Raw genomic sequence first — 21,382 nt, 5'->3', positions numbered from 1 at the left:
GATCTACAGGAGGTTCTTGGCTTCCAATACGGGGTGCAGCCAGCTTTGGCGGTCGGCGCCACTATCGATCTCTGCCATGATCCGCTCTTCTTTAGCGGCATGGGCGCGGGCTTTTTCTACCAGGGCATCCGCCTGGCTGACGGGAAACGACACGATGCCGTCCTCGTCGGCCACAATGACATCGCCCGGATAAATGACTTGGGCGCCAATGGTGACAGGGACGTTGACTTCGCCCGGGCCGTCTTTGTAGGGGCCGCGATGTACATGGCCACGCGCATAGCAGGGGAACGAATCGTTTTCGAATGCGGCGACATCGCGAATCGCGCCGTCGACGATCAGGCCAACGCAGCCAAGCCGTTGCAGATAGCGTTTCATGATTTCGCCCACGCAGGCGTTGGTCAGATCGCCACCCGCGTCCACGACCAGCACATGTCCCGGCTGAATCAGCGTCATGGCTTTGTAAATGAACAGGTTGTCGCCGGGTCGCGTCTTCACCGTGACGGCACTGCCGACCAGCTTGCCACGACGGTTGTAGCGGCTCAGGCCCACAACGCCGCTCTGGCGATGCATGTTGTCGCTTAGGTGCGGGGTCACAATGGATTGCAGGGCCTGGGTCAACTCGGGACTGAGCACCGGCGCGGCCGCATTGAGGGTAAATGGCGAAGCGTTCTGCATGGTTGATCTCCTGAAGCCAGGATCATGCAAAACAATCCGCATGTGCAAAAAGGGAATTAAATGCCTATCGTTTTATTCCTTTTAGGAATATTACATGACATTGGCCCCACTGAATTTCATGACGGCAAAGTTTTTATTCTTTAAGGACAAGGCCTTATATTTTTTCGGAGTAGACCGTTAACCATTCAGCCGTCTCGTCGGGCGTGCACCATGATGGCGCCTGACTCGGGAAATCCCCTAGCAGAAGTCTGCTCAATTTGCACACTTTCCGTAGCCACAATCTATTAATGCGGGGGAATTGCGATAGAAACCGCTGATGCAGCAAGGCGAAATAAAAGTTGAATTTGACGGCACGGGTAATACTGGATTTCAAATAAGAACTATTTCTATTAATATTGCCGATTCACCTGCTCCCTTGCCAACGCCTGCAAAGAGTTCGATCGTGAGTGCCGCGCCCTACCCGTCTCTGTCTTCGTCGTCGGTCGATACCCTATACACCGACCATCACTCCTGGCTTCGGGCGTGGCTGCAGCGGCGTCTGGGTAACGCAGCCGATGCGGCCGATTTGGCACATGACGCGTTTTTACGTTTGATCCTGAAACCGGCCCCACGTGGTTTCAGCAGCCCATCAGAGGCCAGGGCCTATTTGCGCACGATGGCGCAAGGGATGTGCATCAATCTATGGCGCCGGCGCCAGATCGAACAGGCCTGGCTGGATACCGTAGCCGCGCAACCCGAAGGTTTTGCCCCCTCTGCCGAGCGCCAGGCGATTGTCCTGGAAGCCTTGCAAGAGATCGCCGAATTGCTTCAGGGCCTGTCTCCCAAGGCGGCTCAGGCCTTTTTGATGTCGGCCGTATGCGGCATGACTGCGGCAGAGGTCGGCAATGAGCTTGGCGTGTCGTCGCGCATGGTGCGCAATTATGTCGCACAAGCCATGCTGCATTGCATGCAAGCAGATGCCGTGCAAACAGTGGCCGAACTACGATGTGCTCCCCTGACGTGACATGACGCCTTCTCACGAGATCATGACAGAGGCCGCACAGTGGTATGCCTTGCTGATTTCCGGCGAGGCCTGCCCAGCAGATCGGGTACGCTGGCAGGCGTGGCTAACCTCCCATCCCGAGCACCGGCGCGCATGGACGTACGTGGAATCCGTCAGCCAACGCGTGCTGGCGCCCCTGCAAGAGACACCCGACCCGCCGTTGTTGGCGGCCAAGATTCACGATGTTCATACCCGAATACGATCTCGTCGGCGTGTGTTGGCGGGCCTGGGCATCCTGGCAGGCGTAGGTCTGGTCGGATGGGCAAGTCGGCCACACACTCCGATTGCAGATGCCTTATCGGCCTGGATGGCGGACTATCGCACCGGGACAGGCGATATACGCGAGTTCAAATTAGCGGATGGGTCACGCATCTGGCTCAATGCCGCAACCGCGGTGAATGCGGAGATACAGGTTCGTCTGCGCAAACTCACCCTTGTCGCCGGCGAGGTCCTGATATCGACGGCCCAAGGGGATTCACGACCCTTTATCGTCGAAACCCCGCAAGGCAGCCTGCGTGCGCTGGGCACCCGATTCACGGTGCGACGTGAATCCGGGCACACGTTTCTGGCGGTCTACGACGGATCGGTGGAGATCCGCACGGCGGACAATGCCGCCACCCGCATTATTCCAACCGGGCAGCAGGTTCGCTTCACCCCGGACCGAATCAGCAATGCGACGCCCGCCGACCCGGCCCGCGAGGCATGGAGCCGGGGGGAACTGATTGCCTGGGACTTGTCTTTGGCCAGCGTCGTCGAGGAACTCAGCCGCTATCACTGGGGGCATATCAGTGTGGCATCCGAGGTCGCACAACGGCGCGTATTCGGCACGTTTCCGTTACGCGACGTCGATGGCACCCTTGCCATGCTGGCCGAGGCGGCGTCGCTGCACATACATAAGCCGTTGCCGTGGTGGATTTCAATCGACCCCGACGGGACCACAGCGTCCACGCCACCCCGTTGAGTTCCGCTTTTTGCCCTCTCGATTGATTTAAGGATAGAGAGGGCCAAATCATCAAAAACCGCGATCTGCATGCGCGCGAGAGGCCCCATTGCATCAACCCTTGTTGAGAGAAAGCCTCCATGTCCCGGTGCCCGCCATCCATGCCCCGCCGTCCATTGCCCCGCATGGGCCATTTTCCTTATCTGAATCTCGCCCGGCAGACACCGGGGAAAACCAGATTTGACACCAAACCCCGGACAATAGGGACTGGTTTTAGTGCCATCGCCGCCGCGATCATCGCGGGCGTCGGCATGCTACCTGGCCACGCCCATGCCGCCCAAGGTCTCGTCGCACAGGCAGCATCGACCGCGGCGCCTGCACAACATCACTACGATATCCCCGCGGGCCCATTACGTACCGTATTGACCCGCTTTGCCAGCGAATCGGGTATTTTTCTGGCGGGATCCATCGACCTGGCCAATGGAAAAAACAGCACTGGCCTGAAAGGCAGCTACACCGTTTCTCAAGGCCTGGCGAACGTGCTGGCGGGCACGGGCCTGCAAGCGACGCCCGATGCAAACAAGCGATATATCCTCAGGGCGTTGCCCCCCGCGAGCGTGAGTGAACTCCCTGTCGTCACCATCACGGGCCAAACCGAAAGTGGCACGGGACCGGTGATCGGCTATATGGCGCGCAACAGCGAAACCGCCACGAAGACCGACACACCTATTGTCGAGACGCCGCAATCGATCTCGGTCGTGTCGGCAGACCAGATCCGCGACACGGCATCCAGCACGCTAGATCAGGCCTTGACCTATAGCGCGGGCGTGCGCACATCGATCTACGGGGCCAGCTCTCGCCTGGACGCGATACAGGCTCGGGGTGTCGAGATTGAAGATATTTATCTAGACGGCCTGAAAGACCGGGTCAATTTCTGGACCAGCGCGCCGCGCGTAGAACCCTATTTGATGGAGCGCATGGAAGTCCTGCGCGGGCCCGCATCCATGCTGTACGGCCAAGGCGGCCCTGGCGGACTGGTCAACAACGTCAGCAAACTTCCTCAGTCAGAGGCGCAGCGTGAAGTCGGCATTCAGGTGGGCAGTCACAACAAACGACAGATACAGACGGATCTGACGGGCCCGTTGAATGAAGATGCCAGCTTGATGTATCGGTTGGTGGCCCTGGGCCGAGAAAGCGGCACGCAGATTGACCACGGCCAGGATGACCGCCAACTGATCGCGCCCTCGCTGACATGGGCACCCAGTGCCAGTACCGACCTGACGCTGCGGTTCAAATGGCAAAAGGATCGGGCCAACGGCGATTCGGGCAGCACCCTGCCCTGGGACGGCACGATTCTATCCAATCCCAACGGACAGATTTCCCGACACACCTTCATCGGAGAGCCAGGCTACGACCACTTTGACGCCGACAGTTGGCAGGCCGGCTGGTCGTTTCGCCATGCGTTCAATGATCAATGGACGTTTCGCCAAAATACGCGCTGGACAGATACCAAGACGGACTATGCGGCCTTTGATGTCTATGCACCGTATTTGGATGCTGACCAACGCGTGCTAGATCGGGCCGCTTATTTTTGGAAAACGGACATCAACGTCTTTGCCGCGGACCAGAACCTGCTCGGCAAATTTTCAACAGGATCGGTTGCCCATCAATTGCTGGTCGGTCTGGACATCATGCAGTATCGCAAATCGGGCTCCGGTGTGGATGACGTTCCGATCGCCGATGGCGGTGGATTGGCGCCTATCGATGTCTACGACCCCGTTTATCAGGGCAACTATAGACCTCCCGAGCTCGAACCAATCGCCACGAACGGCGTCAAGCAACTCGGAATCTACGTTCAGGATGAAATGCGTTGGGGGTCGTGGATTTTGCTGGCCGGTTGGCGGCACGATGAGTCGCAAAACTGGGAAGACGGTGCCGACGATCGTAATGACCGCGCCGATACCATGCGTATGGGCTTGATGTACGAGATCGCGCCCGGCCTGCTGCCCTACATCAGTTATTCGGAATCCTTCCTGCCCCAGGGCAATACGGATTGGGGTCAACAACTGCGCCCGCTTCGCGGTAAACAATGGGAGGCCGGTGTCAAATACCAACCCCCGGAGCAAGATTGGCGCGCCTCGGCGGCGGTATTTGAACTACGGGAGGTCAACCGCACGGTAGAGGTCTCGCCGACCGAAGTTGCGCAACGCGGCAAAACCCGAAACACCGGCCTGGAGCTGGAATGGGTGGGCTCCATCACCCCGCAGGTCGATATCAACGCCAGCCTGACCCTTGTGAACGTCGACCGCCAATTGAGCGGTGTCCCCAAGCGGCAGGCCGCGCTATGGGGAACTTATAAATTCTCGATCGGGAATCTGGATGGCTTCTCTGCTGGCGCGGGCGTGCACTACGCGAGTGGCTTCGTCGACGAGTCCAGCGAAGGCGCGGACGTGCCCAGAACCCCGTCGGTCACCTTACTGGATGCCATGCTGGCATGGGAAAACCGCAATTGGCGCATAGCGCTCAATGCCAGCAATCTGACCGATAAAGTCTATTTCAGCCAATGCTCGGAGTGGGGTTCTTGCTCGTATGGCACGGGCCGTCTGGTTACATTGAGTACAACCTATCGCTGGTAGGTAATGCCTGACCGAGTATTATTTGGTCGGCAGTCATCTTGTTATTTATTAAAGGAGCAATTCCATGGCCCAAGCCAGCGCACGCCACATCCTGGTATCCACCGAAGCCAAATGCAACGAACTCAAGACCGCGATCGAAGGCGGTGCCGACTTTGCCCAAGTGGCACGCGAGAACTCCAGCTGCCCCTCCAGCCGTGATGGCGGCAATCTGGGCACCTTCAGCCCGGGTCAAATGGTGCGTGAATTCGACCAAGTCGTGTTCAGCGCCCCGCTGAATGTGGTGCAAGGACCGGTGAAAACCCAATTCGGCTATCACCTGCTCGAAGTGACTGATCGTCAAGATTAATCACAGTGCTGCCTGCGGAGCGTCAGCCGCCCCGCAGGCCGGCGATGACGGCCTGCCACGCTTGGCCGTCATCCCACGAAGAAAACGCGCGATTAAGCGGCAGCGCTAAACGCCAGTACGCGTTGATCAAGCAGGCTCTGCAGCAACGCCTCTGCCGAGGCCATGAATGCGGTCATATCCGGGACCGCGGCGTCTTTGCCCAATTGCTGCAACAGAATTCGCGCAGGCATGCCTGGATATTGCTCAACGCATTGCAATAGATGCCACGCCAACGGGCTCAACTCAGAGAATCTCACGACGTCATCGGGATCACGGCGTACCAACAGCAAGGTAGGCACGTCAGGCGGCTGGACGGGTTGATATTCCGGACCCAGGCGATGGACGGGCCAGGTGTAAACCAGTGGCCAAGCCAAGGGCGATAATCGCAACCCATGATCCAATAACGACGGATACTGTTGCGGCAATTCCGGCCCGAATATCACAATATTCACGCCATCGGCCGGCTCAAACGATTCCGCGTCACGTTGCATCAGCACCATCTCGACCCATTCATAGTGCGCCAGTTCAACCATAAAGGGACGACAGCACGCGGTCGGAATGGATGCAGGATCAAGGCCGGCAAGGAACTCGACAAACTGGGCGGATACCTCGCCAAATCGCGGGGTATGAGATTGGAAATCCCGCAGGAAACGCTTGACCAGGAGTGCCCAGTTTTGCGGCCCCAGCAATGACACGAGCACAGGAAAAGTACCGCCCAGCAACGCGATCAAGTTAGCGGGAATCAGCTCAAGGTAAACCTTGACCCGAGTGGCATTCATGCCTGCCGGCGAGGGATAACGCAATGGGTCACGCAGATGTCGAGTCAAGGCCTGCTGCTGGGTATGCAATGCGGGGGCATCATTAGCCATGGCTTACCTCTTCGTGCCGGGTCGTCAGGGTTTGTGCTTGCAAGCCGCGAATGACACCCAACTCAGCCACGAGTTCTGCGTAGGGCGGAAAATTAAAGTCCCGCTCCAGCAAGGTAGGCTGCACGCCGAAGCGTTCATGCGCCAGTTCCAGCAAGGACCACACCACGGATTTAACGGGCGCACCGTGCGTATCGATTTTTAAGTCCTCAGCTTCGTCGTAATGGCCTGCCACATGGTACCCAACCACACGGCCGGGGCTGACACGATCCAGATAATCCGTGGGATCGAATCGATGATTGATCGCGTTAACGTAGACGTTGTTCACGTCGAGCAACAAATCGCAGTCAGCCTCTTGCACTACCGCGTTGACGAACGTGACCTCGTCCATATCTTGGCGCGGCTTGGCATAATAAGAGACGTTCTCCACGGCAATACGGGTCTCCAGAATATCCTGAGTACGACGGATGCGTGCCGCCACATGATGGATAGCCTCTTCGGTAAACGGCAATGGCAGCAGATCGTACAAGTGTGCCTCGTCGGTGCAATAGCTCAGATGCTCGCTGTAGGCAGAAATGTTGTGATGGCTCATAAACAACCGGATATCCCGCAATAGGGCCTCGTCCAGCGGTGCAATACCGCCCAAAGAGAGCGAAAGACCGTGGCAATAGAGCGGATAGCGTTCCGCGAGACGATGCAACGCCTTGCCGTGTGCGCCGCCCACACCCAGCCAGTTCTCAGGCGCCAACTCCAGAAAGTCAAAATCTCCCGCAGGCGCCGCTTGCAGATCCCGCAACAGCGCGCGACGCAGCCCTAGCCCCGCCAAGGCGCGAGTCGAAGGATTCAATGATGAAGTCGTGGAGTCAGGCATCTGGATTCCTTTGAAAACAAACCGAACTGGCTGGGTGATACCGTCAGTCGGCGATACTGCTGAACAATCCCTTGGGCATGGGTTTGCCATTGGCGGCGTAAGTGGCCTTCAAGTAGTCATACGCTTCTTGTTCAGAAATTTTGCTGTCTCCACTGGTATCGATTTTTTTGAATACATCGGCACGACCGGGAGCAACCTTCAGAAACTCGGCCCGGGATACAAAGCCGTCACCATCCGTGTCGGTCTTGGAAAACGAAGCATCGCCGCATTTACCTTCACCGCATTTCCCCTCGCCACATTTACCTTCTGCCGACTTGGCGTCGGCGCCGCATTTGCCTTCACCACATTTGCCTTCTGCCTCGGTGGCTTTGGCATTGCCGCCCGACTTGGTTTGAGCACTGGTTTCGGCGCCGCACTTTCCTTCACCACACTTACCTTCGGCAGGCTTCGCGTCGCTGGAAGCGACCAGATAACCCTGTGCCAGAGGTTGCATGGCGAAGGCGGATCCGCTCAGCAGCACACTACCGGCCAACGCTGCGCCAATCAGGCCCAGGGCGGTTTTGCGGGGCGTAGAAATGTTAGACATAGACTTCTCCAGAGTAGGTGCACATCAAGGTGCGTCGTAATTGCCACGATCTGTGGCGTTTAGAAAAACACGTTAGGTAGCGAAGGAATTACTAGGCCTGCAGCGCGAAAAGCAGTAACACCAACCCGGCCACGAACACGACAATCCCGGCCCAAGGCACAAGCAAGGACAGCGGCAAACCCAGCAACACCAAAGTGATGCCCCAAGCGAAGGCGAGGCGAGTAGCCGGCTCGACAGGCGGGCGACCACGGAACGTAACAATCAGGTGATCTAGGCTGAAGCGCCCTGCCCCGTTGAGCATCAGTGGCAACAGCATGATCAAATACAGGAGCGGAAGTTTGTAATTTCCGTAGCCCTTGTCAGTAATGGCATAGCCCTGCCACAACTCACTCAAACTGGTCCAATCGCCAGGCCAGTGGACCGCGTAGGTCGCCACAATGGTCAGTACCCACAAGGAATAGGCGACAAAGCGTGTGCCCAATCCCAACAGCAGGGCCAGACTGCCCAAGAGCTCGAACCAAGTCGCCAGCGACCAGTTGAGATTGGCGCCCAGTACGGAAAAGGGCCACGGGAAACGATCGCCAAGTTGAGCAAACCAGTTCTCGCCGAGTAATTTCTCACGGCCCGATTCGAAAAATTCCCAGGCCAGAATCAAACGCAAGCCTAACGGCGCTAACCAGTTCCCCACTCGATTCAAAGGAGAAAGGCTCAACTGGGTGGGACTCAACGCGGCGTGGCGCATCACAACACCGACACGTCACGGCTTGCCATTAGCGAAGCAGGCGAGTGCGCGTAAGCCGCCAACTTGGTCCGGTATGACACACTGTCGATGTCGGGCGTCGCGTTACCACGCCATGCTTCAGACAGACCAGCATTGCGCCAAGCGGCGAGATCGGCTGTAACCTGCATACGCGAGAGTGTTGAACGCGTAACGGGAATGTAGGTTTGATCGCCTGGTTGCACGTTACCGGTGGCCTTGGCAAGCTCCAGATCCGCCTTCACCTCTGCGCCTGAGAGCGTCGAGAACGTGGGCGGCACGTAGGTTTCTTCGGCAGCGTGCACAGCAGTACCGGCAGACAGGGCGGACAAAGCGATGGCGAAAATGGCGACTTGGGTTTTCATGATTAATCTCGATAAAGAAAGTTAGGGATGAATAAACTGCAAGGGGTTATCTGAATCCGTTGGACATTTCAGTCCGCAGCTTTTGTCGCATCATGTATTGCGCAGGTGGCTGCGGGTTGGCTGTCCATGGAAGTCATTACAAGGCAGTGGCGTATCCCGGTTGTGTCGCGTGATCCCGTTTTTTGGTGCGCAACGTATCTATGTAGGGGGTAGATACACTGCGATACGAAACTACGGCTGACCGGGGTTTTCCACTCGACTTATTACTGAACCGCACCGCCGTGGGCCTTTTGTTGCGCAACTAAGTATTGGTAGTAGGCGAGTTTGTGGCGGTATGCCGTGCTGTAGATATCGGGGGTTTGCTCGCCGCGCCATTCCTCGGCCAGTCCCGCCTTACGCCACGCAGCCAGGTCAGCTTTGACTTCCGTACGCGACAGGGTCGAGAACGTGGGGGGCACGTAAGTTTCGTCACCATCCTGGATCTGTCCGGCAGCACGGGCGGCGGCCAGCTCGGCGCGAACTTCGCCGCTTGAGCGGGTTGAAAAGCTGGGCGGCACGTAGGTTTCGTCGCCGCTTTGCACGTTGCCGGCAGCCTTGGCGGCAGCGAGCTCGGCCTGGACTTCAGCACGGGACAACACGTCGAAGGTCGGTGCGACATAGGCGCTTGCAGCGGTTTGCGCGGCGGCGCCTGCCGACAGGAGGGACAATGCAACAGCGAGGATAGTGAATTGGGTTTTCATGATCGGTCTCGATATAAAAGTGTTGGAAGAAACGAAGGATTTGTTTAAGCATGTTGGGCATCACGTCTTTCGTGTTGTCCATGGAAGTCATTACAAAGGGCTGGCGTATCCCGGATGTGTCGTGCAACCCAGGGTTTTGGCACGCAACGTATCTATAGAAAAGGCAGATACAGTGCGAAAAGAAATAACGCTCTGGCCGCGTTCGGTAGCAAACGAAAACAGCGTTCAAAAATCCCACGCGAGGTGCGTAACACCAGGATGGCGCGAAGGCCTGGTCACGAAAAAAGGGCGCGGCCTATGGCCGCGCCCTGCTACGTCTGGCGATCTCACAAGATCAGCCGGGTTGCGCCAGCAGACGCTGGATTTCCGCTTCGGTCTCTTTGTATTTCCCTTCGCCAAAATGGCGATACACGATTTGGCCGTGCTTATCGATCAAGTAGGCGGCGGGCCAGTACTGGTTGCGATAAGCATCCCAGGTAGCGTAGCGATTGTCTTGGGCCACCGGGTACTTGATGCCCAAGCGCTCCATCGCCTGGCTGACATTCTTGGTAGACCGTTCAAAAGGAAACTCTGGAGTGTGCACGCCAACGACGACAAAGCCCTGGTCTTTGTACTGTTGATACCAGCGGGTCACGTAAGGCAGTGTGCGAATGCAATTAATGCAGGTGTATGTCCAAAAATCCACGAGCACGACTTTTCCGCGCAAGGACTGCAGCGTCAAGGGATCGCTATTGAGCCATTTCTCGATCCCGGTAAATTCCGGCGCGGCGACCGGGGCGGATTGAGGCGCGGCCTGTACGGCACAAACGACGAACAACGAGGCAGCGGCCAGTGATTTCAAAAGGGTCAGCATGATGATGTCCTTGCAAAGATGATTGGGCCCAGAGAAGGGGCACGGGTCAGGAAGAAAGGCCTTTTGGCATAGGCTTCGTTAGCCCTTCTCATTGAAAGAAATTGGCGAACCAGGCATAGAACAGGATGTCGTACTGGAAATGAATGGCCAGCGCGGTCAGTACCAACAGCCCCCCGAATCCTTGTTGCAGACGGGGGGTATAACGATTGATCCAGCGCACATGGGTAGCGATGGCCTGACCGCCATAGGCAATGGCAAGCATGGGAATCCCTGCGCCGATGGCGTAAAACAGCAATAACGTGCTGGATTGGCCCAGGTCCTGAGCCTTGGCGGCCAGCACCAGGATGGAGGCCAGCACCGGCCCGGCACATGGAGTCCATATCGCACCTAACGAGATGCCCAACAGGAATCCTCCCGCATTGCTGTTACCGGTTTTGCCAGATAGCAGCGCGATATGCTGTAGCGGCCCGCCGACACCCGCGATCAACCAGTCGTATGGGCGAGGCCAGATCCGTGCCAGTCCGAACAGCACCAACAGAACGACTGAGGTTGAGCGCACCGCCTCGTGGACGGTTTCGTTCAAGTTCGACAACAGACTCAGTGTGATCCCCAGTCCGGCAAACGCCGAAACAAAGCCGGTCACGACGAACAACGGACGTAGCCGAGTAGCGCGTTCGACTGAGCTACCCAGCAAAATGGGCAGGAGAGGCAATACGCAGGGTGAGGCGATGGTCAGGATGCCGGCGAGCAAGGCAATAGGAGCATTAATGACATTCATGGCGAATATTCCGTGATCAGGAAACGCCATTTCATCCGTGTCAGGTATCCGGCTTGTGCCGCGAATGCGTCAATTTTTCAAGTTCTTGTATCGTGTACGGCGGTATATACACTACGACACACAAGGGGGGGTTCCCTCTGCACGTGCGTTGACTACACTTCTGGTCATACCGAGGCGCCCCGACCTGACGTGCATCCCCTAGCTCTGGTTCCAGGCCCCTGCCCACTTTGATGTATTCCAGATAAGGCTGCTGTACATGGATCAAATTGATCACATCATGATCGTTGACGACGATCGGGAAATTCGTGAACTGGCCGGCAATTTCTTGAAGAAAAATGGCCTGGAAGTGACATTTGCCGCGGATGGCAGGCAGATGCGCTCATTGCTGGAAGGCATGAAAGTCGACCTGATCGTGCTCGACATCATGATGCCGGGCGATGATGGACTGGTGTTGTGCCGGGAATTGCGCAGTGGCAAGCACCGCAAGACGCCAATCCTGTTACTGACTGCGCGCAGCGACGATATGGATCGTGTCATCGGTCTGGAGATGGGCGCCGATGACTATCTGGTCAAGCCCTTTGTCGCGCGCGAGTTGCTGGCCCGCATCAAAGCCGTGCTGCGTCGCACCCGCATGCTGCCCCCGAACTTCCAGGTCACCGAGCCTGGACGGCAGATCAAGTTCGGCAACTGGCGGCTGGACACCACAGCGCGGCACTTGCTGGACGAAGACGACACGATCGTATCGTTGAGCGGTGCGGAATACCGGCTATTACGCGTATTTCTGGATCACCCGCAACGCGTGCTCAATCGCGATCAATTATTGAATCTGACCCAAGGGCGCGATGCCGACATGTTCGGTCGATCGATTGATTTGTTGGTCAGTCGAGTACGGCTGCGGCTGCGCGAGGATGCTCGTGAACCTATGTATATCAAGACGGTACGCAGCGAAGGCTATGTATTCACGGCTGCGGTCGAGGTGCAGGAAGAATAATGCGCATATCCCGTTTGCCGCTGCGCCTTTGGCCACGCACACTGGTCGCGCGCCTGTTTCTGATTTTTCTGGTGGGCCTGGTGCTGGCTCACACCCTGTCGTTTGCCCTACTGTTCTACGAGCGCTACGACGCGACCAAATCGATGATGCTCGGCGACCTGGAGCGTGACGTTTATATTGCCGTCGACATTCTGAATCGACTCCCCGCTGACGAGCGGGCCGACTGGCTGGAGCGTTTATCCAGCGGCCGCCGCCAATACCTGCTGGGCCCGGGCCAGGCCGATCAACCATTGCAGCTGACCGAGGCACGTAACGCGGCCGACTCTATTGAACAGGCCGTACGCAACCGCTATCCGATCGTCGTGCACGCCATGGAGGGTGACGAGCGCCATATTCAGGCCCGAATCACCCTGCAAGATGGCAACCCGATTGTGCTGGATATTCATTTGGGTATGCCTCCCTTGGCCATGTGGCTGCCCGTCGTCTTGTGCATACAGTTGGCGTTGCTGGTGCTGTGTGCCTGGATGGCCGTGCGGCTTGCGGTACGCCCCCTGACACATCTCGCGCAGGCGGCGGACACGTTAGACCCGAATCGAACTGGTCCGCGCCTGGATGAACAAGGTCCCGCAGAGGTAGTGCAGGCCTCCGCCGCATTTAATGCCATGCAAGACCGCATCGCCAGTTATCTGAAAGAGCGGATGCAATTGCTGGGCGCGATCTCGCACGATCTGCAGACACCGATTACCCGAATGAAGCTGCGAGCCGAATTTATGGACGACTCGACGGACAAGACCAAGTTGACGCAGGATTTGGGCGAAGTAGAGCGTCTGGTACGCGAGGGAATCGAATATGCGCGTAGCGCCCATGGCACAGAGGAAAAAGCGGCGCGGATCAATCTACACGACTTTCTGGACAGCCTGGTCTGTGACTACCAGGATACTGGCCAGCAAGTCGCGTTGACCGGCCCGTCGGACCGGGCATCCAAGCTGGTGCATACCCGCCCCCACGCACTGCGGCGCATATTGGGCAATCTGATCGACAATGCACTGAAATTCGCAGGCGCCGCTGAGGTCTCTATGCATGATCGCGGGGCGCGGGGAATATCGATTTTTGTACTAGATCGTGGCCCGGGGATCCCGCCCGGCGAACTGGATGCCGTGCTGCAACCGTTTTACCGTCTGGAGGGCTCGCGCAATCGGGATACGGGCGGCACCGGGTTAGGTCTGGCAATCGCGCAACAACTGACTTCCGTCCTCGGAGGCACGCTGGTATTAAGCAATAGGGCTGGCGGGGGATTATCGATAGAGGTGCAAATCCCCGTCTCGCTTGAATAGACGGTGCTAGTATTCAGAGGTCACCAAGGAGCCTCTATGCCTACCCGTCAAGCGTGCCTGCAGGCCGATCAGAAAGATCCTCTGGCATCACTGAAAGCCCATTTTGAACTGCCCGCGGGCGTTCTTTATATGGATGGGAATTCGCTGGGCGTTTTACCAAAAGCCGCCGCCGAGCGCAGTGCACAGGTCATCCAGAAAGAATGGGGCCAAGGGCTGATTCGCAGTTGGAACGACGCCGGTTGGTTTGACCTGCCCTCGCGCTTGGGAGACAAACTGGGGCAGTTGATCGGCGCAGGCGCAGGTCAGGTTGTCGTAACCGATACCACCTCGTTGAACCTCTTCAAGTCCTTGGCGGCGGCGCTGCGCATTCAGCAGCGCGCCGCGCCACAACGCAAGGTCATCGTGTCGGAACGCGACAATTTTCCGACCGATTTGTACATGATTCAAGGGATGATAGACCTGCTGCAGCAGGGCTACGAGATGCGGCTGGTCGATGAAGACTTATCGCTAGAACAAGCGCTCGATGACACGGTCGCGGTGCTGCTGCTCTCGCACGTGAACTACCGTACCGGCTATCTTTACGACATGGATCGCGTCACCGCACAAGCCCACGCCCAAGGGGTGTTGACGATCTGGGATCTGGCCCACTCGGCAGGCGCCGTGCCGGTGGATTTGACGCGTTCCAATGCGGACTTCGCAGTAGGCTGCACGTATAAGTATTTGAACGGCGGGCCGGGCGCGCCTGCCTATATCTGGGTGGCCCCGCGCCATACCGACAGCTTCTGGCAGCCGTTATCCGGCTGGTGGGGACATCAACGGCCCTTTGACATGGCCGTCGCCTACGAGCCCGCGGGTGGTATTCGCCGTTACTTATGCGGCACGCAACCGATGGTTTCGTTATCGCTGGTGGAATGTGGCCTGGATATCAGCCTACAAGCGAACATGAAGGACGTACGCCAGAAATCACTGGCGCTGGGCGACTTGTTCATTGAGCTCGTGGAGCAGCGCTGTACCGACCACCCACTGACACTCATCACGCCGCGCGAACATGCGCAACGTGGCAGTCATATCAGTATTCGGCATCCCAATGGCTATGCCGTTATGCAAGCGTTGATTGCACGCGGCGTGATCGGCGACTACCGCGAACCCGAAGTCCTGCGTTTTGGTTTGACGCCGCTATACCTGGGCTATACCGACGTCTGGGATGCGGTTGAGATTCTGAAAGAGGTACTCGATAGCAAGGTGTGGCAGCAACCCGAGTTTTCACGGCGAGGCGCAGTGACCTGACATATGGGTTTGGCAGGCAGGTGATGGCGGGCCTCGCCACGGCGAGCACGCCAAGCCCCACCGTTAACCTGAAGTTAATAATGCTTTGAATCGCCTGCGCCCCTGCGCGGTGTGACGGTGGGTACAGTGTCTGGCAAACATGCTGGCGATCGACGTCAGCCAGGAGCCAGGCACATGAAAACATACCGTATCGCAACTATTCCCGGTGACGGCATCGGCAAGGAAGTCATTCCTGCCGGTCGCGAAGTCATGCAAACGTTAGCCGAGGCCGACGGCTCGTTCGTCTTCGAATTTCATGATTTTGATTGGGGCGGTGATTACTACCGCCGCCATGGCGTCATGATGCCCGCCGAGGGTCTGGACGAGCTACGCGACAAAGATGCTATTTTGTTTGGGTCGGCAGGTGATCCGGACATTCCGGATCACATCACGCTGTGGGGCCTGCGACTGAAAATCTGCCAGGGGCTGGATCAATACGCCAACGTGCGACCCACCCGCATTCTGCCCGGTATCGACGGGCCGCTAAAGCGCTGCACACCGGAGCAACTCGACTGGGTGATCGTGCGCGAAAACTCTGAGGGCGAATACTCGGGTGTCGGCGGTCGTGTGCACCAGGGTCAACCCATCGAAGCCGCGACCGACGTGTCCATGATGACGCGCGCGGGTGTCGAACGCATTTTGCGCTTCGCTTTTCGGTTGGCGCAGTCGCGCCCCCGCAAACAACTGACGGTAATCACCAAATCCAATGCGCAACGCCACGCCATGGTGATGTGGGACGAAATCGCCCTGGAAATCAGCCGCGAGTTCCCCGATGTGCACTGGGACAAGGAGCTGGTAGACGCCGCCACCGCGCGCATGGTGAACCGCCCCGCGACGCTGGACACCATTGTGGCGACTAACCTGCACGCCGATATTCTGAGTGATTTGGCCGCGGCACTGGCCGGGAGCTTGGGCATTGCCCCGACCGGCAACATTGATCCGGAACGACGTTACCCGTCGATGTTTGAACCCATTCACGGCTCTGCCTTCGACATCATGGGCAAAGGCCTGGCAAACCCGATCGGCACGTTCTGGTCGGTGGTGATGCTCTTGGAACACCTGGGCGAGCACCAAGCCGCCGCACGTGTGATGCAGGCCGTGGAAAACGTGACGGCCGACCCCGCGCTACATACCGGTGATCTTGGAGGGAAAGCGACGACAGCGCAAGTCACGCAAGCCGTGTGCCAGTACTTGAAACAAACGGCGGCCCAGACACAAGCCGCATAGTGTCAGCCTAACGCACTACCCGCGGAGGATGATCTCATCTTTCGCGCGATCAACAAAAAATCGACAAAACGAGGAGACATCATGAAACCTGCAAAGCATGCCTTGCGTGGCGCGCTGGCGGGCGCGCTCTGCGCCCTGGGCTTTACCGCAGCAACGCCCGCGGCGGCGCAAATGTATCCGACACGACCCGTCAACCTGGTCGTCCCCTTTCCTGCGGGCGGCACGACTGATGCGCTCGCCCGCGCGCTGGGCCAAGAACTGGCGAAAAGCCTGGGCCAACCCGTAGTCGTGGAAAACAAACCCGGCGCCGGCGCGACATTGGGCGCCGATTATGTGGCCAAGGCGACCCCGGACGGCTATACCTTGCTGATGGGCGCGGTCCATCACACCATCGCCACTAGCGTGTACCGCAACCTGCAATACGACTTTCAGAAAGACTTTGCACCGGTCACCACCGTCGCGTTAGTTCCGAACATCCTGGTCGTCAACCCCAAGGTCCCCGCGCAAAACGTAGAGGAATTACTGGTCTTGGCTCGCAAAACACCCGGCAAGATGACATTTGGCTCCAATGGCGTCGGTACGGGACAGCATCTGATCGGCGCACAGTTTCAGAAGGCCGGTGACGTTACCCTGCTGCACGTGCCGTACAAGGGCAGCGGGCCATTGACGACCGACCTGCTGGGAGGCCAGATCGATATGTCGTTTGACACGATCACGCCTGTGCTGCCACACGTCAAATCTGGCAAGCTGCGTGCGCTGGCGGTCACCACCGATCAGCGTTCGGCCGCGCTGCCCGACGTACCTACCCTGGCCGAGGCCGGATTAAAGGGCTTCAATATGGGCACATGGTTTGGAGTGCTGGCGCCCGCAGGGACACCGCCCGACGTCGTCGCGCGCCTGAACACCGAAATGGTCAAAGTCATTAAATCACCGGCATTCGGCAAACGTATGGCGGAAATTGGCGCGGTACCCATTGGCGATAGCAGCGCAGAGATGGCGCAACAAATCAAAATGGACACGGAAAACTACGCCAAGCTGGTCAAAGAAGCCAACGTCTCGGTCAATTGATCATCCTTACGCTGCGCCGCTCGCCCAACGAAGGAGAGTGGCGCAAACGCCTGTCAATCTAGCGCACGCCTCACCAACGGGGACGATCGCACTACCACGAGGCACCCTTGCCGCCTTTGCGTCGATCCTGAAAATAATCGACCAGAAAATCAATAAATACCCGCACCTTGGCCGACAGATGATGGCGTTCTGGAAACACGGCGTGAATATCGGCGGGCGGTAGGGCGTAATCTTGCAGCAGCAACGCTAAACGCCCCGCGCGTAGATGACGCGCCAAATCCCACTCGGCACGCTGCAATATACCCAAGCCGGCCAACCCCCACGTCAGAGTGACCTCGCCGTCATTGCTACTCAACGCACCACGCACTTTTATCGTTTCACTATAGGCCCCTTTGGTAAACCGCCATAAGCCATAGGTTTCGTCATTTTGGCGCAGCACGATGCACTGATGACGGATCAGATCTTGCGGCACCAAAGGGTGCCCATGCTTTTTCAGATAATCCGGCGACGCGCACACGAGACGCCGATTAGGAGCAATGGGACGTGCAATCAGACGGGTATCCGGAATATCCCCAAAGCGGATCGCGACATCAAACGCATCTTTGACAAAATCACCCGGTGCATCCGTCAGCTGCAATTGCACATCGACCTCGGGATAGCGTCGTGCAAACAAGACAATGGCGGGCGCAATATAACTGCGCCCGAATCCCAAGGGCGCATTCACCTTCAATAGCCCCCGCGGTTGCGTCTGGCTACTGGCGATCAACTGATCGAGATGGTCGATGTCGTGCAGGATACGCCGGGCGTTTTCCAGGTAGAGCTCGCCCTCGGCCGTTGGACTGAGGCGGCGCGTATTGCGATTGAGCAAGCGTACGCCCAGGCGATCTTCGATCTGCGCGAGCCTTTTACTGACCGCGGCGGTCGTCACACCCATCTCGCGCGCCGCGGCAGACAGACTGCCGGCGCGCACCAATTCGACCAATAGTTGCAGTTCTTGGGACTGGCCCATCGGCGTTACGACCCCGTGCAAAAGATGAGAATCATAGTAGCTCAATGCACCCATATCACCTGTCACTGAAGCCAACGGGACGTCACGGCTACTCCGTGTCCGGTAGACTGATACTCCGAAGCTGGTCGGCGTGCGCGCGTTTCATTAACCTATCAATACTGAACCGCAAATCACCCAGTGGTGGCCCTGGCAGCGATACTGGGGATCGGGAATCCGTCGCGCGATAACATCGAGGTTCTATCAAGGATAGCAACATGGCAGCAAGCCTAGTCAAGACGATCGCCGCACTCACCGCAGCCTGGATCGCAGGCCTCGCCCAGGCCGCGAACGAAGCCCCCGCTCACGCTCAACGTGTTGTGACGTTGGGTGGCACGGTAACCGAGATCGTCTATGCTCTGGATCAAGGAGATCGACTCGTCGGAGACGACGTGTCCAGCCTCTACCCCGAGGCAGCCACCAAATTGCCACGCGTGGGGTATTACCGTGCCGTACCGGTCGAGGGTGTGCTGGCTCTCGACCCGGACTTGATCCTGGCCTCTGAACAATCCGGCCCCCCCGCCGCCTTGGCGCGTCTGAAAGACATCGGCGTCCCGGTGGAGATTATCTCGGACAAGCCCAGCGTGGAATCGCTTAACAAGCGCATCCGGCAGATCGGCAACGCACTCGGCGTGCCTGAGCGCAGCGAGCAACTAATCAAATCGGTCGATGCGGCATTACGCGAGGTCCAAGGACTACCCGAATCTCATTTACGCGCCGTACTACTGATGAACCGGACGGGGACCCCTCAAGGTGCAGGTAGCGACACCGCCGCCTCGCTCGTTCTGGAACTCTCTGGCTTGATCAATGTACTCGCCGATCAAAAGGGCTACAAACCCGTGTCGGCAGAGGCCCTCAGTGCATTGGCCCCCCAAGTCATTGTTGTACCTCGCATGGCGCTGGAGGCTAATGGCGGCATGGAAAAGTTGCGTGCGATGCCGGGCGTCGCTCTGACGCCCGCGGCAACTAACCATTGCATCGTCGTGCTGGATGATCTACTGGCGCTGGGTACCGGACCGCGGCTGCCTCAGGCTATCCGTACGCTGAAGGAGATGCCTTGTGTCGCTCGCCAAGGCTAGCCGCCTGGGACATCCTGTCAGGCGTGTTACCCCCTCCGTCATACTGATCGGACTGGGTGGCGCAGCGTTGGTCGTCGCGCTGCTTGCCGCCCTGAGCGGCGCAGTCGACATTCCCTTCACTGACGCGTTGCGCCTGCTCGCGACAGGCGCATCACAGCCCGACGATACGCTGTGGCGCAATGTGTTGTGGGATATCCGCCTGCCACGTGTCTTGCTCGCCGTGGTGGCGGGCTCGGCGCTGGCCATTGCGGGCGCCGCGATGCAAGCGTTGTTTCGCAACCCGCTTGCCGAGCCGGGCTTGGTAGGTATTTCAGCGGGGGGTGCGCTGGGCGCCGTTGCCGCCATCGTGCTCACAACGGGCGGTTTTATCGTCACCGCGCCTGCCGCATTTGTGGGCAGCTTATTAACCACCGCGGCGGCGTATGTGGTCGGACGGCGCGTACCAGGCGTCGCCGGTCTATTGCTTGCTGGCATCGCTATCAACACCGTCGCAGGCAGCCTGATCGGGTTACTGACCTATATGGCTTCCGACACGCAATTGCGCGACCTGACGTTCTGGAGCATGGGTAGCCTGGCGGGAGCCAGTTGGCTGCTATTGGCTTTTCTTGCACCATGGACGCTGCTGTGGTCCTTCTGGCTGATGCGACAATGGCGCGCGATGAATGCCTTGCTGCTTGGCGAACGCGAGGCGCAGCATTTGGGCTTTGCCCTGGTGACGGTCCGCTACAAACTCGTGGTGGCGACCGCCCTGATCGTGGGCCCACTCGTGGCCGCGACCGGCGGAATTGGTTTTGTAGGCCTGGTCGTGCCTCATCTGGTTCGCATGACCTTGGGCGCCGACCATCGTTGGCTACTACCGGCATCGATGCTGACAGGTGCGCTGGCGTTGACCCTGGCGGATTGGCTAGCACGTATTGTGGTGATTCCTGCGGAATTACCGATCGGCTTAGTCACGAGTTTGGTGGGTGGGCCCTTTTTCCTGTGGTTGCTGGCACGGGGGCGTCGATTCTGATGAGCCTGCGTACAATAGACCTGAGCCTCTCACGTAGCAAGAACCGTATCCTTTCCGGGGTATCGCTCAACATCGAGCCTGGTCGCGTGATGGGCCTATTGGGCGCCAACGGCGCGGGTAAATCAACACTGCTCGCGGCGCTGGCCGGAGAACTATCTCCCGACACCGGCGGTATCGAACTGGACGGCAAGCCCCTCACCCGCCTGCCGTTACGTCGGCAGGCCCGACAGCGTGCCGTCCTGCCACAAAAGCCGTCGCTCAGTTTTGATCTGAGTGTGCACGAAGTCGTGGGCATGGGCACTTATCCCTTTCCCGAACTCGATCCTGTCGAGGTCGACGAATTGATCGAAGCAGCCCTCGCGCTGGCCGGTGTGCCGCATCTGGTCCAACGGCGTTATCCGGACCTATCGGGTGGCGAACAGCAAAGAGTGCAGTTTGCACGCGTCCTGGCGCAATGCCAGGCACAACGTGATCCAATGCTCTCTCGCTATCTGCTGCTGGACGAGCCGATTGCCAGCCTGGACCCCAAACATCAAATCGAATTGCTGCGGACCACGGCCGACCTGGCCCATCAGCACGGGTATGGCGTCTTGATCATTGTGCACGACATCAATTTGGCGGCACGGTGGTGCGATCAGTTAATTATGCTGGGCGAGGGCACGGTCGTCGCCGATGGTGTGCCGCAAGAAGTTTTGACCCAGGACAATCTACGTACCGTATATGGCATCGAAACAGACATCCTCCCCCACCCGACTCTGCCTGGGCGTTTACTGGTGCTGGCCGGCTAACGGAAGTGCAAACTGAAA

Annotated in this window: 22 protein-coding genes; 12 read left to right on the top strand and 10 right to left on the bottom strand. The window is 58.3% G+C overall.

Annotated elements, in window-relative coordinates:
- Nucleotides 1-3: 3 nt before the first annotated feature.
- Nucleotides 4-675, bottom strand: a complete 672-nt coding sequence (locus tag ACYVDM_RS19820) for an RraA family protein (protein WP_415788041.1) — start codon at nucleotides 673-675, stop codon at nucleotides 4-6.
- Between the two features lie 442 nt (nucleotides 676-1,117).
- Between ACYVDM_RS19820 and ACYVDM_RS19815 the strand changes: the two genes are divergently transcribed.
- From ACYVDM_RS19815 to ACYVDM_RS19800, 4 genes are all read left to right on the top strand, one after another.
- Nucleotides 1,118-1,678 (top strand): sigma-70 family RNA polymerase sigma factor, encoded by a 561-nt coding sequence (locus ACYVDM_RS19815; RefSeq protein ID WP_415788039.1) that lies wholly within the window; start codon nucleotides 1,118-1,120, stop codon nucleotides 1,676-1,678.
- A 1-nt stretch (nucleotide 1,679) separates the two neighbouring features.
- Nucleotides 1,680-2,678 carry a FecR domain-containing protein gene (locus ACYVDM_RS19810; RefSeq protein WP_415788037.1) on the top strand — a complete coding sequence of 333 codons (999 nt, stop codon included), beginning with the start codon at nucleotides 1,680-1,682 and terminating at the stop codon, nucleotides 2,676-2,678.
- A 140-nt stretch (nucleotides 2,679-2,818) separates the two neighbouring features.
- Entirely contained in the window at nucleotides 2,819-5,293 is a 2,475-nt protein-coding gene (locus tag ACYVDM_RS19805; protein WP_415788035.1) for a TonB-dependent siderophore receptor, read from the top strand.
- A 64-nt stretch (nucleotides 5,294-5,357) separates the two neighbouring features.
- Entirely contained in the window at nucleotides 5,358-5,639 is a 282-nt protein-coding gene (locus ACYVDM_RS19800; protein WP_415788033.1) for a peptidylprolyl isomerase, read from the top strand.
- 92 nt (nucleotides 5,640-5,731) lie between these two features.
- Here ACYVDM_RS19800 and ACYVDM_RS19795 read toward each other — a convergent pair whose 3' ends face one another.
- From ACYVDM_RS19795 to ACYVDM_RS19760, 8 genes are all read right to left on the bottom strand, one after another.
- Nucleotides 5,732-6,547, bottom strand: a complete 816-nt coding sequence (locus ACYVDM_RS19795; protein WP_415788031.1) for an HvfC family RiPP maturation protein — start codon at nucleotides 6,545-6,547, stop codon at nucleotides 5,732-5,734.
- Nucleotides 6,540-7,415 (bottom strand): HvfB family MNIO-type RiPP peptide maturase, encoded by an 876-nt coding sequence (locus ACYVDM_RS19790; protein ID WP_415788029.1) that lies wholly within the window; start codon nucleotides 7,413-7,415, stop codon nucleotides 6,540-6,542. Before ACYVDM_RS19790 ends, ACYVDM_RS19795 begins: the two co-directional genes overlap by 8 nt.
- Nucleotides 7,416-7,458: 43 nt before the next feature.
- On the bottom strand, nucleotides 7,459-8,001 hold the full coding sequence (locus ACYVDM_RS19785) for an HvfA family oxazolone/thioamide-modified RiPP metallophore (RefSeq protein ID WP_415788027.1): 543 nt from the start codon (nucleotides 7,999-8,001) through the stop codon (nucleotides 7,459-7,461).
- 91 nt (nucleotides 8,002-8,092) lie between these two features.
- Nucleotides 8,093-8,743, bottom strand: a complete 651-nt coding sequence (locus ACYVDM_RS19780) for an HvfX family Cu-binding RiPP maturation protein (RefSeq protein WP_415788025.1) — start codon at nucleotides 8,741-8,743, stop codon at nucleotides 8,093-8,095.
- Nucleotides 8,743-9,123 carry a hypothetical protein gene (locus tag ACYVDM_RS19775; protein WP_415788023.1) on the bottom strand — a complete coding sequence of 127 codons (381 nt, stop codon included), beginning with the start codon at nucleotides 9,121-9,123 and terminating at the stop codon, nucleotides 8,743-8,745. Before ACYVDM_RS19775 ends, ACYVDM_RS19780 begins: the two co-directional genes overlap by 1 nt.
- A 263-nt stretch (nucleotides 9,124-9,386) precedes the next feature.
- Nucleotides 9,387-9,863 carry a DUF4148 domain-containing protein gene (locus ACYVDM_RS19770; RefSeq protein ID WP_415788021.1) on the bottom strand — a complete coding sequence of 159 codons (477 nt, stop codon included), beginning with the start codon at nucleotides 9,861-9,863 and terminating at the stop codon, nucleotides 9,387-9,389.
- Between the two features lie 334 nt (nucleotides 9,864-10,197).
- Nucleotides 10,198-10,716 carry a thioredoxin family protein gene (locus ACYVDM_RS19765; protein ID WP_415788019.1) on the bottom strand — a complete coding sequence of 173 codons (519 nt, stop codon included), beginning with the start codon at nucleotides 10,714-10,716 and terminating at the stop codon, nucleotides 10,198-10,200.
- An 88-nt stretch (nucleotides 10,717-10,804) separates the two neighbouring features.
- Nucleotides 10,805-11,494, bottom strand: coding sequence for a cytochrome c biogenesis CcdA family protein (locus ACYVDM_RS19760; protein WP_415788017.1), 690 nt, complete (start codon nucleotides 11,492-11,494; stop codon nucleotides 10,805-10,807).
- A gap of 256 nt (nucleotides 11,495-11,750) precedes the next feature.
- On the opposite strand from ACYVDM_RS19760, the gene ACYVDM_RS19755 reads away from it, so the two are divergent.
- From ACYVDM_RS19755 to ACYVDM_RS19735, 5 genes are all read left to right on the top strand, one after another.
- The gene (locus ACYVDM_RS19755; RefSeq protein WP_415788015.1) at nucleotides 11,751-12,485 is read left to right on the top strand and encodes a response regulator; all 735 of its coding nucleotides are present in this window, start codon (nucleotides 11,751-11,753) and stop codon (nucleotides 12,483-12,485) included.
- A complete protein-coding gene (locus tag ACYVDM_RS19750) occupies nucleotides 12,485-13,819 on the top strand; it encodes an ATP-binding protein (protein WP_415788013.1) in 1,335 nt (444 codons plus the stop codon). The genes ACYVDM_RS19755 and ACYVDM_RS19750 overlap by 1 nt, the downstream gene beginning before the upstream one ends.
- Nucleotides 13,820-13,855: 36 nt before the next feature.
- Nucleotides 13,856-15,106: a kynureninase gene (gene kynU / locus ACYVDM_RS19745; protein ID WP_415788010.1), complete on the top strand. Its 1,251-nt coding sequence runs from the start codon at nucleotides 13,856-13,858 to the stop codon at nucleotides 15,104-15,106.
- Nucleotides 15,107-15,280: 174 nt separating this feature from the next.
- Nucleotides 15,281-16,372: a tartrate dehydrogenase gene (locus tag ACYVDM_RS19740; protein WP_415788008.1), complete on the top strand. Its 1,092-nt coding sequence runs from the start codon at nucleotides 15,281-15,283 to the stop codon at nucleotides 16,370-16,372.
- 81 nt (nucleotides 16,373-16,453) lie between these two features.
- Nucleotides 16,454-17,440, top strand: a complete 987-nt coding sequence (locus ACYVDM_RS19735; RefSeq protein ID WP_415788006.1) for a Bug family tripartite tricarboxylate transporter substrate binding protein — start codon at nucleotides 16,454-16,456, stop codon at nucleotides 17,438-17,440.
- A gap of 91 nt (nucleotides 17,441-17,531) precedes the next feature.
- Here ACYVDM_RS19735 and ACYVDM_RS19730 read toward each other — a convergent pair whose 3' ends face one another.
- Nucleotides 17,532-18,449 (bottom strand): LysR family transcriptional regulator, encoded by a 918-nt coding sequence (locus ACYVDM_RS19730; RefSeq protein WP_415788004.1) that lies wholly within the window; start codon nucleotides 18,447-18,449, stop codon nucleotides 17,532-17,534.
- A 254-nt stretch (nucleotides 18,450-18,703) separates the two neighbouring features.
- Between ACYVDM_RS19730 and ACYVDM_RS19725 the strand changes: the two genes are divergently transcribed.
- Genes ACYVDM_RS19725 through ACYVDM_RS19715 form a run of 3 tightly spaced genes read left to right on the top strand, consistent with a single transcriptional unit; the run spans nucleotide 18,704 to nucleotide 21,364 of the window.
- The gene (locus ACYVDM_RS19725) at nucleotides 18,704-19,564 is read left to right on the top strand and encodes a heme/hemin ABC transporter substrate-binding protein (protein ID WP_415788002.1); all 861 of its coding nucleotides are present in this window, start codon (nucleotides 18,704-18,706) and stop codon (nucleotides 19,562-19,564) included.
- Between the two features lie 40 nt (nucleotides 19,565-19,604).
- Complete coding sequence (locus ACYVDM_RS19720; RefSeq protein ID WP_415788868.1) at nucleotides 19,605-20,576, top strand: FecCD family ABC transporter permease; 972 nt, start codon at nucleotides 19,605-19,607, stop codon at nucleotides 20,574-20,576.
- Nucleotides 20,576-21,364 carry a heme ABC transporter ATP-binding protein gene (locus ACYVDM_RS19715; RefSeq protein ID WP_415788000.1) on the top strand — a complete coding sequence of 263 codons (789 nt, stop codon included), beginning with the start codon at nucleotides 20,576-20,578 and terminating at the stop codon, nucleotides 21,362-21,364. Before ACYVDM_RS19720 ends, ACYVDM_RS19715 begins: the two co-directional genes overlap by 1 nt.
- The last annotated feature ends 18 nt before the right edge of the window (nucleotides 21,365-21,382 follow it).

The sequence above is a fragment of the Bordetella tumulicola genome (assembly GCF_054779135.1).
Note: the sequence above shows the minus strand (reverse complement) of the source record. Positions and strands in the feature narration are given on the sequence as shown.